This is a genomic window from Kitasatospora sp. NPDC001175, from assembly GCF_053598215.1.
This window is the reverse complement of the sequence record NZ_JBSFJU010000077.1, coordinates 1-15,178: the sequence shown is the minus strand read 5'-3', so window position 1 is coordinate 15,178 and position 15,178 is coordinate 1. Positions and strand designations below refer to the sequence as shown.

Sequence of the window (15,178 nt, the reverse complement as noted above, 5' to 3'; positions counted from 1 at the left end):
CTCCGCTCGCTCGTCGCTCGTCCCCGCGGCGGAGCCGCTGATCGTCACGGTCGACACCGGCGGCGCGGTCTTCGGCCCCCGAAGGGGTGGTGTTACCCATCACGGACGGCCCCTCAGCCCTTGCTCTTGGAGGGGTCCTTGAGACCGATGGTGGCGAAGTCCCACTGGCCGGTCCAGACCGGGTGGCCGAAGGCGCCCGCCACGTTGGTGCCGGCCAGCAGCGGGCGGCGCTGCCAGAGCAGCGGTACGGTGGGCGCCTTCTTCAGCAGGTCCTCGCTGAGCTGCATCCACGCCTTGTTGGCCTCGGTGACGTCGCTCATCGCGTTGATCTGGTCGATCCGGTCCGAGGTGGCCTGGTCGCGGAACTGCTCGACGTTGCCCTGGTTGCCCTTCTCCTTGATGTTGCGGCCGTCGAAGACCATGGGCAGGAAGGTGGCACCCGACGGGTAGTCCGGGCACCAGCCGAGGATGGCGAGGTCGGGCGCGCTCTTGGTGTCACCGATGGTGTCGTAGTAGACCGACGGGTCGGCGGTGGTGATGGTGACCTGGATGCCGGCCTTGCCCAGCGACTGCTGGAGCGCCTCGGCCCGGGTCTTGTCACCGGAGGAGACGGTCAGCGAGACCTTGAGGTCGGTCTTGCCGGCGTCCTTGAGCAACTGCCTGGCCTTCTCCGGGTCGCCGGTCGGGGCGATCTTCAGAGTGTCCTGCTTGGCGCCGCCGCTCAGTGCGGGCGGCAGGTAGGAGGTGGCCACGTCGGCCATCGCCGGGCCGCCGTACGCGGTGACCTGGGCGTCCCGGTCCACCGCGTACATCAGCGCCTCGCGCACCTTCGGGTCGTCGAACGGCGCCTTGGAGGTGTTTGGGTAGAGCATGTCGGTGCAGCCCTGTTGCTCGGCGATCAGCCGGGACTTCACGTCCGGCTTGGGTAGCACCTTGGCGATCGACTCCGGGCGCAGGTTCATCCACTCGACGGCGGAGGCGTCCGCGCCCTCGCTCGCGATGATCCGGTCGTCGACCTGGCCGCCCTTGAGGCCCTGGACGACGACGATCTTGTCCGGGTATGCCTTGCGGACCGGGTCGGTGGACTGGTCCCAGTTGCTGTTGCGGACCAGGACCAACTGCTTGCCGCGGTCGTAGGTCTCGATCTTGTACGGGCCGGAGGAGAACGGTCGCAGGTCGTACTGGGTGCCCTTGTCCTGGGACTGCGGCACGGGCGCGAAGGTCGGCAGGGTCGCGGTGTAGGAGAACTCGGCGACCGGGCGCTTGAGGTGGAAGACGACGGTCTTGTCGTCCGGGGTCTCGATGCTGGCCAGGTGCTCGCCGTTCAGCGGGCCCTTGTAGTTCTCGCCCCCGGCCAGGTACTGCTGGGCGTAGTCGGGGCCGCCGGTGAGGTCCGGGGCGAAGGAACGCTCGACGTTGTACTTGATGTCGGCGGACCTGATCGGAGTGCCGTCCTCGTACTTGACGCCGTCCTTGAGGGTGAAGGACCAGGTCTTCCCGCCGTCCGAGGATCTGCCGAGGTCGGTGGCGAGGTCGGGGACGATCTCGCTGCCGGCGGCGCCCGGCTCGGCCTTGAAGGTGACCAGGGTGCGGTAGAGCAGCCGGATGCCGAAGTCCATGTTCGGCATGGTCCAGTTGCGGGCCGGGTCGAGGTGGGCGAAGTCCTGGTTGGAGAGGACGGTCAGGGTGCCGCCCTTGACCGGGGTGCCGCCGACGATCGTCCCGGAGGCGGCGCCGGGGGCCTTGGCAGTGCCGGCCGCCGAAGCGTCACCACCGTTGTCGCTCTTGTCGTTCTTGCAGGCCCCGAGGCCGAGGGTGAGGGTCGCCGCGAGGGCTGCCGCGAGGGCGGCGTGGGTGCGCCTGGTCATGTAGCAACTCCGCTGTGGGGGGCCTGCCGTGAAGCCCGTGATCCGCCCCGGTGGGTGGTCCGAGGCCCGACCGGGAGGGCGACCGTCGAGGTCTGGCCGCTCCACCGTGTGACCCGTAACATAATAATGTGAAATTGCACTGCACAAGAGGTGGCGCCGCCCGTTATCGAGCTGTGTCCGTGCCGCACCTCCCCGGCCCCGCACGGGAGTTCACCGGCGGCCCTCCTCCAGATCGCGTAGCGCTTCAGAACGACTGCACCGGCTGCGACGAGCTTGTGGGGTGGTCAGCCAGCTCGGCGCCGACGACGAGTTCGGGGTCGCGCATGCCCCGACGGCGGCAGTCACGCAGCAGGTCGGCCCACGACTCGGCCGACTCGCGTAGACGCTCCGCGGGCGCGATCAACTCCTTGGTGCCGTCCCGCCGCACCCCGAGCAGTACGCGAGCACGCCTGCCCGAGCCGGACTTTCGGGTGCACGCCGTGGCCCGCACACCTTGCGGCAGGGCGTGGGACCGATGGTGGCCAGCGAGCGGCTGGCCGAGTGGCCTCTCGATTTCAGAGGAACCAGACACCCCGGCTCGCTGAGCTTCCGGGCGCCCCTTGAGACGACTGGGAGCACCTCGGTGGGAGGCGGTCGAGGGGCGTATGGTGCAAGCTGCCAGCATGGGTCCCAATGGTGTGAACGCCGAGAATGCCGACAACACCAAGGCCACGACCCAGGGCGGCGCACCGTTGTCGGGCTGCGTGGCGCTGGTGACCGGTGCGTCCAGCGGTATCGGGGCAGCCACGGCCCTGGCACTGGCCCGGGAGGGGGCGGCGCTCGCGCTGGTGGCCCGGCGCACCGAGCGGCTGGAGGAACTGGCGGCGACGATCAGGGTGGCGGGTGGCTCGTGCGCCGCCATCACCGCCGATCTGCGTGACAGTGCACGGGCCCGGCGCGCCGTCGAGGAGGCCGTCAGGCGGTTCGGGCGGCTGGACGTGTTGGTGAACAACGCCGGCTACGTCGCGATGGGGGCGGTCGAGGACATCGACCCCGAGGATCTCGACCGAATGGTCGACCTCAACCTGACGGCGGTCCTGCACATGTCGCAGGCGGCGCTGCCGCATCTGCTGCGCGCGGCGGCGTACGGCCCGCGCGGGGTTGCCGATCTGGTCAGTGTCAGCTCGGTCGCGGGCCGTGTGGTGCGCCGAAACAACGGCGTGTACTCCGCGACGAAGCACGCGGTGTGCGCGTTCAGCGAGGCCCTTCGTCAGGAGTCGACCGGACGCGGCGTCCGGGTGGGCGTGGTCGAGCCGGGACTGACCTCGACGGAGATGGCGACCGGCCCCGGGTTCGCCGCAGCCCGCGGCATGGCGCAGGACTCCTGGCTGCGGGCCGAGGACATCGCCCGATCCATCGCCTTCATGGTCACCCAGCCCCCGCACACCGCGATCAACGAGATCATGGTGCGCCCGACGGCCCAGGAGCATTGAACCCTGCCGGCGGCGGAGTGGGAACGCACCGACTCGCTCCGCCCGTTCGGACTGTCCGTCCTCGCCCGTGTGGGCGGCCCCGCCCGGTAGCCTCGGGAAATTCATCCTGTGGGGGATCATCATTGCGTGGATCATCCTGGGGCGGATCATTCCGACGGTGCTGCGCCGTCACCGGGGAGCGTCCTCGCGGCCGAGCGGTACGGCCTGCCGCGCGTGGCCGGAGGGGCACCGGGGGTGGCGTGAAACTCCCTCGTATGCGCGTTCGCCTGGGTCAGCCCGCTTAGGAGTGTGTAAACAAGGAAAAGAGGTGATGGGCGGCAGCTGGGTCCGGCGGCTGAGACGGAGCGCGGATGAGGCAGGACGGGCGTGCCATGAACGGGCTGCTCGCGGTGATCAGCCGGGACTGGGTCGGGCTGCCGATCGCCCTGCTGGTCGGCGGCGCGGGTGCGTGGAGTCTCGGGCTGAGCGGGACCTGGGCCCGTGTGATCGGCGGGATCGTGGTCGCCGTCGCCGTACTGATGGTGCTGGGATCCGTCCGTCATCTGGTCTGCCTCGCCCAGGTGCGGGCGAAGTGCCCGCCGCCAGGTCGGCTGGTGGACGTCGGCGGATACCGGATGCACGTGCTGGTCGAAGGTGAGTCCGCGACCAAGCCGACGGTCGTCTGGCTGCCCGGCGGGCACGCGTCCGGCCACGAGTTCCACCGGCTGCACGCGGTGCTGCGGGAGACGACCCGGTCGGTCCTGGTCGACCGGCCCGGATCGGGGTGGAGTGATGTCGGCCCGTTCCCGCGGACGACGGCGACCGAAGCCGTGGAACTGTTCACGGCTCTGGAAAGAGCCGGCCTGGACGGGCCGTTCGTCCTGGTGGGGCACTCCTTCGGCGGGCTGCTGGCCGCCAACGCCGCCCGGCGCCGGCCGGAGCTCGTGGCAGGGCTGGTCCTGCTCGATCCGACGCCTCCCGACGTCATCGTCTACGCGATGCCGAACCGGTCCTTGACGCGATCCCGGGCGACTCACCTGCGGGCCGCACTGTGCCATCTGTTCGGCATTCACCGTGGCCGTGGTCGTGGCACGGACGGGCCGCAGGGTGCCGTCGAGCCGGCCCGGACGCCGCCGGCCTGTACGACGCAGATCGATGCCTTCAAGACGGGGTCGGACTGCGCCGCCGCGTCCATCTACAGCGAGCTGTCACCGATCGGGATGGCCCGGCGGGGGTGGCAGACCGTGGTCTATGACGGCGATCTGGCGGACCTGCGCCTCCTGCTGGTCACTCCTCGGGACCTCACCGGTGGCGATGAGATACTGGATGCCGTCGGTGATCCCGTCCAGGCCGAGCGGCTGCGCCGCTTCTACCTCAACACCAGAAGCCGGTTCCTGGCCACCTCGACCAGGGCGCGTCGGGTCTACACCCCGGAGGGCACCGGGCACAACTTCCCGCACGAGGTACCGGAGTTCGTGACCGAGGTGGTGCGGAATCTGGTCGACGAGATCGCGGAGGAGCGGCGACCGCCGTCCAGCGAGCCAGGCGGCTGACCGACACCCGGCGGCCGGTGTACCGCGGGCGGCTCGTGTGTGACAACTCCCTGAGCACGGAGACGACTTCCCCCCGTTCCGTCAACCCATGACGGAGCGGGGGGAGTCCTTGTCGACGGGGCGCTTGCGGGAGAAGGCTCCCAGGTTGACGACGTTGCCGGTGTGTTCGCAGGTGTAGTGCACGGGGTCGCGGTCGTGGTCGTGCCCGGCCTCGATGCGCTCGACCAGGATGGCGAGGAACCGGCCGGCCAGCGGGGCGTTCTTGAACTGGTTGCCGCTGGTGCCCATGGCGACGTAGTAGCCGCCGAGGTCGGTGCGGTCGTAGATCGGTGTCCAGTCGTCGGCGACGTCGTAGACACCGGCGGTGCCGCTGGGCCGGTTCGGAACGGCGAGTCCCGGGAAGCGGCGCGCCACCCGGGTCACCTGGGTCTGGAACCGGCCCACGGTTGGATACGGTTTCGCGGTGTCGGGGTCGTCGATCCACTCCCGAGGGTCGCAGTCCGGGTCGGTCCCGCCGATCAGCAGGTGTCCGCCGGCGGCCGGGCGCAGATAGCTGCCGAGGTCGAGGTCGGCGAGCACCGGGCCGAGGGTCTTCTCCGTGCCGTAGCCGTGCGGCGCGGTGACCTGGTGGACCTCTTCGCGCAGCGGCCGTACCCCGACGGTGAACTCGGCGCCCAAGCCCGCCAGTTGGTTGAGTTCGCCCGACCACGGGCCGGCCGCGTTGATCACCACTGGAGCCGCCACGGCGGTGCCGTCGGCGAGCCGGACGCCCGACACCCGGTCCGCCCGCCGGTCGATGCCGACCACGGTGCGGTGGAACAGGAATCGCACGCCCAGCTCGGCCGCGGCGTCCGCCAGGTTCTGCGCCGCGAGCTGCGGGTCGTCGACGAAGCCGGCGTCGGGCATGAACAGGGCACCGAGTTCACCGGTCGGTCCGGCGAAGAAGGCGTCGTCACGGAGGGACTTCGGGGGCCAGTACCGTCCCGGGTCGATGCCGGGGACCCGCCTGCGCAGCGTCGCGGTGTCCCACAGTTCGTACGGGACGCCGAGATCGTCGAAGAGTGAGACGAAGGCCGAGGTCGGGGGGAACGGCGCGTCGAGCGCCACGGCCCCGGTGCGGTGGAACCTGGCGAGGGGACGCCGGCCGGAGCGGTTCAGGTACGTCGCCCAGTTGGACCAGTGGTGCTGTGACTCCCAGGCGGTGGCGACACCGTCCCGGGTGGAGTAGGTGAACCGGATGATCGCACTGGAGGAGCTGGTCGACCCGTGTCCGGCTCCGCCCGACTTGTCGAGGACGAGGACGCGCCGACCGGTGCGCGCCAGCTCGTAGGCGACGGCGGCGCCGATCACCCCGGCGCCGACCACCACCGCGTCCGCGCCCATCGGCACGGTGTCGGACCGTTCAGGAGTCATCGTGAGGTGTCCGTCCTGCGAGGCGGTGTGTGCAGACTCGGGGCGTCGGCGAGCAGCGAGCGGGTGTACGGGTGCTGCGGATCGGACAGCAGTTCCTCGGTCGGGGCGGTCTCGACGATCCGGCCGAGGTACATGACCGCGATGACGTCGGAGACGTACCGGACCGCGGCCAGGTTGTGCCCGATGAACAGCATGGACAGGCCCAGCCTGCGCTGCAGTTCACGGATCAGGTTGAGGACCGACGCCTGGACCGAAACGTCGAGCGCCGAGGTGATCTCGTCGGCGATCAGGACGCCGGGATCGACGGCGACGGCACGGGCGATGGCGACGCGCTGGCGCTGACCGCCGGAGAGCTGCCGTGGCAGCCGGTCCGCGACTCTCGGGTCGAGGCCGACCAGGTCGAGCAGTTCGGTGACGTGCGGCTCGCGGGCACCGCGGTCGAGCCTGCGGAAGGCGGTCGCCGCCTCGAGCAGGGTCTGCCGTACGGTCATCCGCGGGTCCAGCGCGGTGTCCGGGTCCTGGAAGACGATCTGGACCTGCCGGCCCAGCCGACGCCGGTTGCGGACCGTGCGGGTGTGAGCCGGACGGCCGCCGATCAGGATCTCACCCCCGCTGGTGGGCGCGAGGCCGACGATCGCCCGGGCCAGGCTCGACTTCCCCGAGCCGGACTCGCCCACCAGTCCGACCGTTCTGCCCTCGGGGACCTCCAACCGGACGCGGTCCACGGCCGTGACCATGCCGGTCGGCCCGTGGTACCGGACGGTGACATCACGGAGCGTCAGACCGGTCATGTGAGCGCCGCCTTGATGTGCGGTGCCGCCGGCGGCATCGGGTGCCAGCAGGCCACCCGATGGCCGACGCCGAGGTCGGACAGGGGCGGGTGCTCCTCCGCGCACCGGGCCTGGCGGTTGGTGCAGCGCGGCTGGAACGGGCAACCGGGGCCCGGGGAGAGGGGATCCGGCGGCAAGCCGTCGATGGTCCGCAGCGGGCGGTCGCGGTCGGCGGACAGGTCGGGCGCCGACTCGACCAGCGCCCGGGTGTAGGGGTGCCGCGCGTCGGTGGCGAGGTGGGCGGCCGGGAGGCACTCGACGATCAACCCGCCGTACATGACGAGGACTCGATCGCACAGGTCAGCGACGAGGGCGACGTCGTGGCTGATGAACAGGACCGCGGTGGCCGCTTCGCGCCGGATGCCGCGGAGCAGTTCCACGATCTGCCGCTGCACCCTGACGTCGAGCGCCGTCGTCGGTTCGTCGGCGATGATCAGCCGGGGTCGTGTCATCAGGCCCGTCGCGATCATCACCCGCTGGCGCTGGCCGCCGGAGAGCTGGTGGGGGCGGGAGCGCAGCAGCCGGTCCGGCGACGGCAGTGCCACCCGGGTGAGGGTGAGCCGGGCCTGTGCGAGGGCATCCGACCGGCTGAGGCCGAGATGGGTGCGCGCCGCCTCGGTGAGCTGTGTCCCGATCCGGAGCGACGGGTTGAGGGCCGAGGCCGGGTTCTGGAACACCATCGCCAGCCCGGTCGCGAGCTGCCTGTCGCGGGCCCCGGGGGTCATGGTGTCGACGTCGGTGCCCAGCAAGCGGTTGGTCCGCCAGGCGGCCCGCGCCTGCTCGGGCAGCAGGTCGGCGAGGGCGAGCGCGGTCAGTGACTTGCCGGAGCCGGATTCGCCGACCAGACCGACGATCTCCCCGGGGCGCAGGGCGAGGCTGATGCCGCGGACCGGGTGGCTCACCCCGTCGGGGGTGGCGATGGCAACCGTGAGGTCCTCGACCTCCAGGACGTGGTCGTCGGTGGCCGGGGGCACCGGGGAGGCGGGGCGCGCTGCCTGCCCGGGCACGCGTGGCAGGCCGCCGTGGCGTCGGGCGGCAGCCTGGGCCAGCACCTCGCCGAGCAGTTGGAAGGTCAAGGCGGCGTAGACGATGGCCAGGCCCGGCGCGATCGCCGGCAGCGGTTCGGCGTAGATGCGGTCCAGTCCCTGGCTGAGCAACTGCCCCCAGTCGTAACCGGGTGCCTGTACGCCCAGCCCGAGAAAGCTCAGCCCGGAGAGCGCGACGAGTGCGGAGCCCGCCGAGATCGTGGTGTTGAGCAGCAACGGCTCGGCGATGTTCGGCAGGACGTGGCGCCACAGGAGGCGGTGGCGACGCAGGCCCAGGACGCGTGCCGCGGCCATGAAGTCGGTGTCCGCGACGCGGGCGGCGAGGGTCTGGGTGAGGCGCGCGAAGCCCGGGATGGAGCCGATGGCGAGCGCCAGCACCGCACCGACCGCTCCGGCACCGAAGAGCACCGCGAAGAACATCGCGACCAGCAGGCCGGGGAAGGCCAGCAGGAGGTTGACCAACGAGCCCAACAGCCGACGGCTGCGGCCCCCCACGACGGCGGTGAGCGAACCGAACACCACCCCCGCCACCGCACCCAGCAGCGTCGCCGCGAGCGCGAGCACCAGCGAGAGCCGGGTGGCCGTCAACACCCGGGCGAACAGGTCGCGTCCGAGGTTGTCCGTCCCGACCGGGTGTGCTGCGGACGGCCCCTGCAACACCGCCGACAGATCCAGGCGTTCGGCCGCAGACCCCCAGATGACCGGCCCGGCGACGGCCAGGAAGAGCAGCGAGCCGGCCATGGCCACCGCCAGGACGGCCATCGGTGAGAGCACGGCGGGACGGGAGCCGACCCGTGGCGCCCGGGGAAGCAGCGAGGCCGTCAAGGTCACATCTCCCGGATCGTCGAGCGGGGGTCGAGCAGCCCGAGGAGCAGATCGACCAGGAAGTTCGCGACGAGCACCACCGTTCCCAGCACCAGTGCCATCGCCTGCACCACCGGGTAGTCGTGCGCGACCACGGACTGCGCGAGCGCCGAGCCGACACCCGGCCAGGCGAAGACCTTCTCGACGAGCACCGTCCCCGCGATCAGCGCGGGCAACAGGTTGCCCGCGATCGTCAACGACCCGACCAGCATGTTCGGTGCCACGTGCCGCAGGTAGAGGACGACGGCCGGCAGCCGCTTCGCCCGGGCGGTGCGGACGTAGTCCTCTGCGAGCACCTTGAGTGCCTCCACCCGAACGATCCTGGCCAGTACGGCAGTTGGCGCGAGTGCCAGCGCGAGCACGGGGAGCACGAGTGAGCGAGCGCCCGTCCCACCCGCGATCGGGAACAGTTCGAGACCGACCGCCAGCCCCGCCGTCAGGCCCGCGGCGAGCACGAAGTCCGGCAGACCCGTCAGCGCGGCCGTCGCGGCCGTGAACACCAGCTCGCTGCGCGGGTGCCGTCCGTCGCGGGTGCGGATCGCGGCGAGCAGTCCTGCCGGGAACGCGACGAGGACCGTGCAGAGGAAGGCCAGTGCCGCGATCTCCAGGGTGGCCGGCAGCCGCGTCCTGAGCAGCTCCGCGACGGGGAGGCCGGTCACCAGCGACACGCCCAGGTCCCCGTGGGCGAGACCGGACAGGTAGTGCCGGAACTGCGCCACGAGCGGTTGGTCGAGGCCGAGTTGGTGCCTCCTTGCGGCAACGAGTCCGGGTGCGGCGTCGATGCCCAGCGCGGCGCGGACCGGGTCGCCGGGGATCAGGTGGATCATCGCGAACGACCCGGTGAGCACGGCGCACAGCGACACGGTCAGCCGCACCGCGCGCCGGCAGCAGAAGGTCGACCACGGGTGACGCCGGGCCAGGACGGCGAGGCGGGCGGTCATGCCGCTCATCCCGGTCATCCGTGAAGCCGGATGCTGGTCGGGACGACCGCGCCGCCGAAGCCGACGGCGAAGGTCGTGCGGTACCCGTAGACCGTGCTCGCACCGTCCGCGATGGGCAGGGTGTCGGCCGAGCGGAACAGCGCGGTGGCCGCTTCGTTCCAGGTCGCGCACCCGGCCGTGTCGGGTTCCTGGAGGGCCCGCGCGACCAGCCGGGAGTACTCCGGGTTGTCGATGCCCGCGAAGTTCAGCCCCTCCGCGGGGGACGGGCCGGAGAAGAACGGGACGAAGGCGGCGGGAAGCAGGAATCCCGGGGTGCTGCCGACCACGACGTCGAAGTTCGCCTCCTGGTACATGGCGTTCACCAGCGCGTTGAGGTTCTCGCTGACGAGCTGGACCTGCGCGCCGAGCGCGGTCCAGCTGCGCGCCATCAGCTCCGCGACCGACGGCAGCGTGGCGCCGACGTCGGGACTGGTGATCAGGCGCAGGTGGAGGACGCGGCCGTCCTTGGCCAGTCGGCCGTCCGTCGTCCTCGTCCAACCCGCGGACCGCAGTGCCTGTTCGGCGTCGCCGGCGGGCAGGTTCGCCGCAGCCAGGTCCGTGTGGCAGACGGCGTCGGTCGCCGTGAAGTGGGTGGCCGCTTTCCCGGTGCCGCCGGCCGCGACGTTGGCGAGCCCCGCGCGATCCAGGGCGGCGACCAGGGCGCGCCGCAGGGCCGGGTCGCCCAGCGGCCGGCCGCGGCGCTCGTTGAAGAAGGTCAGCCCGACGACGGTCGGTACCTCGACCGCGCCCAGGCCGCGCCCGGTGAGCCGGGAGCGGTCCGGCCCGTTCACCGTCGCGATGTTCACACCGCCGGTGAGCAGAAGGTTCGCCACCGTGGAGGCCTGCGGTACCACCGAGACGACGATCCTCGCGGGCTGGCCGGGCGCCGCGTTGGTCGCTCCGCCCGGACCCCACGCGTAACCCTCGCGCAGGGTGAAGACGTACGGGCCCCCCGGGGTGTAACCGCTCAGTACGTACGGGCCGGTGCCCGAACTGGCTCGCGCCAGCGACTTCGGGTCCCTCAGACCGGCCGGGCAGACGATGGGGAGCAGGCCGAGGGTCCGGGTGAGGAAGCTGTACGGAGCCGCCGTCGTCACCGACACCGTGCCGGCCGGGTCGTCGGCCGTCGCGGTGAACGGGACGCTGGGCAGCGTCGCCTGGGCACCGGCCAGCTGGCGCCCCGGATCGCTCGCATACGTCAGGGCGTTGGCCACGTCGGACGCCTTGAGCACCGTCCCGTCGGAGCAGGTCACGCCCGGACGGAGGGTGAAGGTGGCCGAGGTGGCACTGGCCTGCCAGTTCGTCGCGAGGCCGGACACCACAGCCCCGTCTGCTGCCACGTTGATCAGTGAGTCGTAGGCGTAGCGGGCCGTCCCGGTGCCGAACGCGGAGTACGGGTCGAAGCTGGCGATCTCGGAAGCCGTCGCCACCCTGACTGTCCCGCCGATCACCACCGGGGAACTCGCGGACGGCGTGGGGAGGTTACCGCTGCACCCGGCCGAAGCGACGATGACGGCGGCCACGACCGCGATCCGGACCGGGAGGGTTCGACGGTGCATGGCGGCCATCGTGCCACCGAGCGGCCGTCGGGCCGGAGCCGGAACGACTCGTTTCGTCCTTTCGGAGGACTTCGCTCAACGACGATGTCGTGCTGGCGGGTTGCCGGACCGCCACGCGACGACACTTGCTCCGTGACGACGCACCAGTCAGTTCAGAGCGCCCAGGAAAGCAGCGGAGAGATCGCCGAACTCGTGGGCAGATACTGGGACTTCCTGCTCGCCCGGGAGCCCTTGCTGCGGGTCCGGCGCGGGCTGCCCGTCGAGTCGCTGCCGGGCGGGTCCGCCGAGGAGGCCGAGGAGCGAGCCCGATTCGCACTCGACGTCCTGGAACGGGTCAGCGCGCTGGAGGCGGGCGGCCTGTCCGGGCCCGACGCCGACTCCGCCGGCTTCCTCGCGGCGCTGGCCGAACAGGACGTGCAGGCGGGCCGGTTCCATTGGCTGACCCCGACCGCCACGCCGTACCAGTTGTTCAACCTCTCGCTGTACGGCGACGCGGTGTTCCGCCCCTTCGTCTTCGGCGATCACAGCGATGTCGACCGGTACTTGGCGGTCCTGCACGATCTCGCGGCATCCGTCGGCACCATCGGTGACAAGGTGGCGGGACAGGCGGCGCGGGGCTTCCGGATCCCCGCCCCCGCCCTGCCCGGCGCCCACGCCACGATCACCGCGCTGCGCGCCTCGACCGCGCGCTTCGTCGAGGTGGACGACGGGCGGCTCGCCGGCCTCGAGCGGGCGAGCCGCAGCCGGCTGCGCGACGGGGTGACGCGGTCGGTGGCCGCGGAGCTGGAGCCGGCGTTCGACCGGTTGCTGGCCGTCATCGGGGATCCGGCCTACCTGGAGCGTGCCCCCGGGAGAGTCGGGTGGGCCCAGTACGAGGGCGGAGAGGAGGCGTACCGATCCTTCGTCCGGACCGGTACCACGAGCGACACCCCGCCCGAGCGTCTTCACGAACTCGGTCTGGAACACTGCCGTGAGCTCGCCGAGCGGATGCGTGCGGTCCGCTCCGCGCTTGGTTTCTCCGGGACCGAGTCCGAGTTCCACCAACGGCTAGCCGGTCAGTCCCGCCTCCACGCGCGGACCCCCGAGGACGTCGAAGCCTGCTACCGGAGCCACCTCGACCGGCTCTCGCTCCAGCTGCCCCGCTGGTTCGCGACCCTGCCCAGCGCTCCGTACGGCCTGGCACGCCTTGATCCGGCACTGGAGGCGGGCATGACGTACGGCTACTACGAGCAGCCCACCGCCGGCCAGCCCGTCGGGCGGTACCGGTACAACGGGTCGGATCTGTCGAACCGTTCACTGCTCGGCGCGGCCTCGCTGATCTACCATGAGCTCGCGCCCGGACACCACTTCCACCTGGCCCGTCAGGCCGAGAACGAGACCCTGCCCGACCTGCGGCGCGAAGTGGCCGCGTTCAACGCGTTCAACGAGGGCTGGGCCGAGTACGCGGCCGGACTCGGCTGGGAGATGGGCCTCTACGACGACCCTTGGGAGGCGTACGGGCGGCTCACCCAGGAACGGTTCACCGCCGCGCGTCTGGTCGTCGACACCGGCCTCAACCTCGGGACGATGGCGCTCGATCAGGCACGGGCGTTGATGCGGGAGCATTCGACGCAGTCCGATGTCCAGACCGCGACGGACCTGCTGCGCTACTCGAGCGACCTGCCGGGACAGGCACTGGCCTACCGCGCCGGGTACGTGGAGTTCCGCGCCTTGCGAGCGGATGCCGAGGCGCGTGCCGGCGCCGGATTCGACGTGCGGGTCTTCCATGACGTGGTGCTGGACGGCGGTGCGCTTCCGTGGCCTGCCCTGCGTCGCCGGGTGGCACGTGAGCTGGGAACGGACGGGAGAGGACCGAACGGGTGAACTAATGTGAACCGATTGGAACGCTCCGTAAGGCGCTGGCTTCGCTGTGTGAACGAATCAGTACGATCCGTCGGTCGAACGTTGCAGGTTCCAGTCCAGTCTTCTCCTGTGAGGTAACTGATGGTCGTGCCACCTGTTCTCCCTCCCTTTCTGGCCGGGATGATCGCGTCTCCGCTGGCGAAGAGAATCGTCAAGCCACTGGCGCGAGGAGTAGTCAAGGCGTCCGTGTGGGTGGTCATGGATGTGAAGAAGTGCGCCCAGGAGGCGCGCCACGGCATCCAGGACCTCGCCGCCGAGGTGAGTGCCGACATGAGGGGCGGCGGGCAGCCGGTGGGTGAGCTCGCGCCCGAGAAGGCCTAGGCGGGCGACGGCGAGCTGATTCCGCGTTGCGTGACCGTGTGTGAGCGACGGGTGCCGAGCCGGCATTTCACATGCGGTCTTCGTGGCGTCTCTCCGCTGTCCCGTCGCGGCGGTGTCGTCTCTCCTCCGGCGGCTGATCAGAGTGAAGGCCGGTTTGCCGAGCGCGATCCGTGACGCGTTCCGGTTCGATCGCGGCGGATCCGGCGCCTGTCGCCTCGGGCGCCGGCGCCGCGGCGAGCGGATGGCGGACGGCGGCTTCCCCGGCCGCGACCACGCTTCCCGCAGCCCTGCCCTGGCGGGGCTGCGGGAAGCGGAGACATCGCAACCGTGGCAATGGCTAATGGTCTCGGAAAATAGCATGAGATGGTTGTGGCGGAGTGAGTGTCACTGTTGGTGAGGACCGTTCCTCCTGGCGGGTTGAAGAGCACTCGCATGGGTGAAACAGGTGGATCTGGTTTGGTCCGGACCGACATGAATCGACTAGCGTGTCGATCAGCGGGCGCTGGGTCTCGCAATGCGGGAGCATCGGATGTGTGGACCCTCCGGATATGCGAACCGTCCGTCGAATAGTTCTGGGAATATTTCCCGGGGAGCGAAATTCTCAGCTCTGCGCGGGAAGTGTCCCGGTCTGTTCGGCGTGACGCGGATCCTGAATTCCGGAGTGGGTGCTTCCGTCCGCCTAGCTGTGCGCTGTTCCGGTGTCCCCAGTGGCCGGAGCGCCTGTCGTACGTATGTGTTGAGAGGATGGAGAACCATGCCGCCCGTCGTACCGCCCTTCCTGGTCGGCCTGATCGTCGCACCACTGGCCAAGCGTCTTCTCAAGCCGCTGATGCGAGGCGTCGTCAAGACGTCCGTCGGTCTCGCGATGGAGGTGAAGAAGGCGGCCCACGAGGCCGGAGAGAACATTCACGACCTCGCGGCCGAGGTGGCCGCCGAGATGGTGGCGGCTCAGATCGCCGCGGGAGACATGATGCCTCATGGTGCCGACAGCGCGAGGAGCGCTACCGGCGGTGCCTCCGACAGCGGGAGGGGTGAGTCCGCCGCCGGCCGCTCCGAGAGCGATGTCCGGGCGGCTGCCAAGATTCGCGCGACCGCGGGTTCCGGAAAGACGCTCTGAGGCAGGCCGGGGTGACAGTCCGGATCGTCTCTGTGCCGGCTGTTGTGCGAGTTCCCGGATCCTGTCGACCGGTTGAGGGTTCTCCGTGTGGGCGCGCATTCCTTCCATGGGAAACGCGCCCACGCGGTGGCCGGTAGTGCGCTAGAAAAGCAAGTAGTCCCGACCTCGAGAATTTCCGATCTGTCGCAGTAATCCGTCGTGCCCGTGGCGGTTTTTGCGACCTCTGCAAACAGGTGATCGTACACATGTCATCTCTGCTGGGTGCCGCAGCCGG

11 protein-coding genes and 1 pseudogene are annotated in these 15,178 nt (G+C 70.6%); 5 read left to right on the top strand and 7 right to left on the bottom strand.

Annotation, left to right across the window (positions count from 1 at the left end; all coding sequences use genetic code 11):
- Window positions 1-113: 113 nt before the first annotated feature.
- Together ACWDAK_RS34705 and ACWDAK_RS34700 are read right to left on the bottom strand one after the other, a co-directional pair.
- Entirely contained in the window at window positions 114-1,868 is a 1,755-nt protein-coding gene (locus ACWDAK_RS34705) for an ABC transporter substrate-binding protein (RefSeq protein ID WP_427395754.1), read from the bottom strand.
- Window positions 1,869-2,166: 298 nt separating this feature from the next.
- Window positions 2,167-2,347, bottom strand: a pseudogene (locus ACWDAK_RS34700) (transposase); the annotation flags it as partial.
- Between the two features lie 183 nt (window positions 2,348-2,530).
- Between ACWDAK_RS34700 and ACWDAK_RS34695 the strand changes: the two are divergent.
- Both ACWDAK_RS34695 and ACWDAK_RS34690 read left to right on the top strand, forming a co-directional pair.
- Window positions 2,531-3,340 carry an SDR family oxidoreductase gene (locus ACWDAK_RS34695; RefSeq protein ID WP_449806528.1) on the top strand — a complete coding sequence of 270 codons (810 nt, stop codon included), beginning with the start codon at window positions 2,531-2,533 and terminating at the stop codon, window positions 3,338-3,340.
- Between the two features lie 350 nt (window positions 3,341-3,690).
- On the top strand, window positions 3,691-4,872 hold the full coding sequence (locus ACWDAK_RS34690; protein WP_427395753.1) for an alpha/beta fold hydrolase: 1,182 nt from the start codon (window positions 3,691-3,693) through the stop codon (window positions 4,870-4,872).
- 81 nt (window positions 4,873-4,953) lie between these two features.
- Here the strand turns inward: ACWDAK_RS34690 and ACWDAK_RS34685 are convergent, their stop codons facing one another.
- Genes ACWDAK_RS34685 through ACWDAK_RS34665 form a run of 5 tightly spaced genes read right to left on the bottom strand, consistent with a single transcriptional unit; the run spans window position 4,954 to window position 11,564 of the window.
- A complete protein-coding gene (locus ACWDAK_RS34685) occupies window positions 4,954-6,285 on the bottom strand; it encodes an NAD(P)/FAD-dependent oxidoreductase (protein ID WP_344635979.1) in 1,332 nt (443 codons plus the stop codon).
- A complete protein-coding gene (locus ACWDAK_RS34680; protein WP_427395752.1) occupies window positions 6,282-7,076 on the bottom strand; it encodes an ABC transporter ATP-binding protein in 795 nt (264 codons plus the stop codon). The genes ACWDAK_RS34685 and ACWDAK_RS34680 overlap by 4 nt, the downstream gene beginning before the upstream one ends.
- Window positions 7,073-8,986, bottom strand: coding sequence for a dipeptide/oligopeptide/nickel ABC transporter permease/ATP-binding protein (locus ACWDAK_RS34675; protein ID WP_427395751.1), 1,914 nt, complete (start codon window positions 8,984-8,986; stop codon window positions 7,073-7,075). The genes ACWDAK_RS34680 and ACWDAK_RS34675 overlap by 4 nt, the downstream gene beginning before the upstream one ends.
- Before the next feature lie 2 nt (window positions 8,987-8,988).
- Complete coding sequence (locus ACWDAK_RS34670) at window positions 8,989-9,975, bottom strand: ABC transporter permease (RefSeq protein ID WP_427395750.1); 987 nt, start codon at window positions 9,973-9,975, stop codon at window positions 8,989-8,991.
- A gap of 5 nt (window positions 9,976-9,980) precedes the next feature.
- Window positions 9,981-11,564 carry an ABC transporter substrate-binding protein gene (locus ACWDAK_RS34665; RefSeq protein ID WP_427395749.1) on the bottom strand — a complete coding sequence of 528 codons (1,584 nt, stop codon included), beginning with the start codon at window positions 11,562-11,564 and terminating at the stop codon, window positions 9,981-9,983.
- Window positions 11,565-11,696: 132 nt separating this feature from the next.
- Between ACWDAK_RS34665 and ACWDAK_RS34660 the strand changes: the two genes are divergently transcribed.
- From ACWDAK_RS34660 to ACWDAK_RS34650, 3 genes are all read left to right on the top strand, one after another.
- On the top strand, window positions 11,697-13,427 hold the full coding sequence (locus ACWDAK_RS34660; protein ID WP_344635974.1) for a DUF885 domain-containing protein: 1,731 nt from the start codon (window positions 11,697-11,699) through the stop codon (window positions 13,425-13,427).
- Window positions 13,428-13,586: 159 nt separating this feature from the next.
- On the top strand, window positions 13,587-13,787 hold the full coding sequence (locus ACWDAK_RS34655; protein WP_344635973.1) for a DUF5132 domain-containing protein: 201 nt from the start codon (window positions 13,587-13,589) through the stop codon (window positions 13,785-13,787).
- A 754-nt stretch (window positions 13,788-14,541) separates the two neighbouring features.
- Window positions 14,542-14,904: a DUF5132 domain-containing protein gene (locus tag ACWDAK_RS34650; RefSeq protein WP_427395748.1), complete on the top strand. Its 363-nt coding sequence runs from the start codon at window positions 14,542-14,544 to the stop codon at window positions 14,902-14,904.
- The last annotated feature ends 274 nt before the right edge of the window (window positions 14,905-15,178 follow it).

Bases quoted from the DNA above. Each gene is read 5' to 3' on its own strand.
- ACWDAK_RS34655 (WP_344635973.1), top strand. From the start codon at position 13,587: ATGATCGCGTCTCCGCTGGCGAAGAGAATCGTCAAGCCACTGGCGCGA.
- ACWDAK_RS34705 (WP_427395754.1), bottom strand. From the start codon at position 1,868: ATGACCAGGCGCACCCACGCCGCCCTCGCGGCAGCCCTCGCGGCGACC.
- ACWDAK_RS34670 (WP_427395750.1), bottom strand. From the start codon at position 9,975: ATGAGCGGCATGACCGCCCGCCTCGCCGTCCTGGCCCGGCGTCACCCG.
- ACWDAK_RS34685 (WP_344635979.1), bottom strand. From the start codon at position 6,285: ATGACTCCTGAACGGTCCGACACCGTGCCGATGGGCGCGGACGCGGTG.
- ACWDAK_RS34650 (WP_427395748.1), top strand. From the start codon at position 14,542: ATGCCGCCCGTCGTACCGCCCTTCCTGGTCGGCCTGATCGTCGCACCA.
- ACWDAK_RS34690 (WP_427395753.1), top strand. From the start codon at position 3,691: ATGAGGCAGGACGGGCGTGCCATGAACGGGCTGCTCGCGGTGATCAGC.
- ACWDAK_RS34680 (WP_427395752.1), bottom strand. From the start codon at position 7,076: ATGACCGGTCTGACGCTCCGTGATGTCACCGTCCGGTACCACGGGCCG.
- ACWDAK_RS34695 (WP_449806528.1), top strand. From the start codon at position 2,531: ATGGGTCCCAATGGTGTGAACGCCGAGAATGCCGACAACACCAAGGCC.
- ACWDAK_RS34665 (WP_427395749.1), bottom strand. From the start codon at position 11,564: ATGCACCGTCGAACCCTCCCGGTCCGGATCGCGGTCGTGGCCGCCGTC.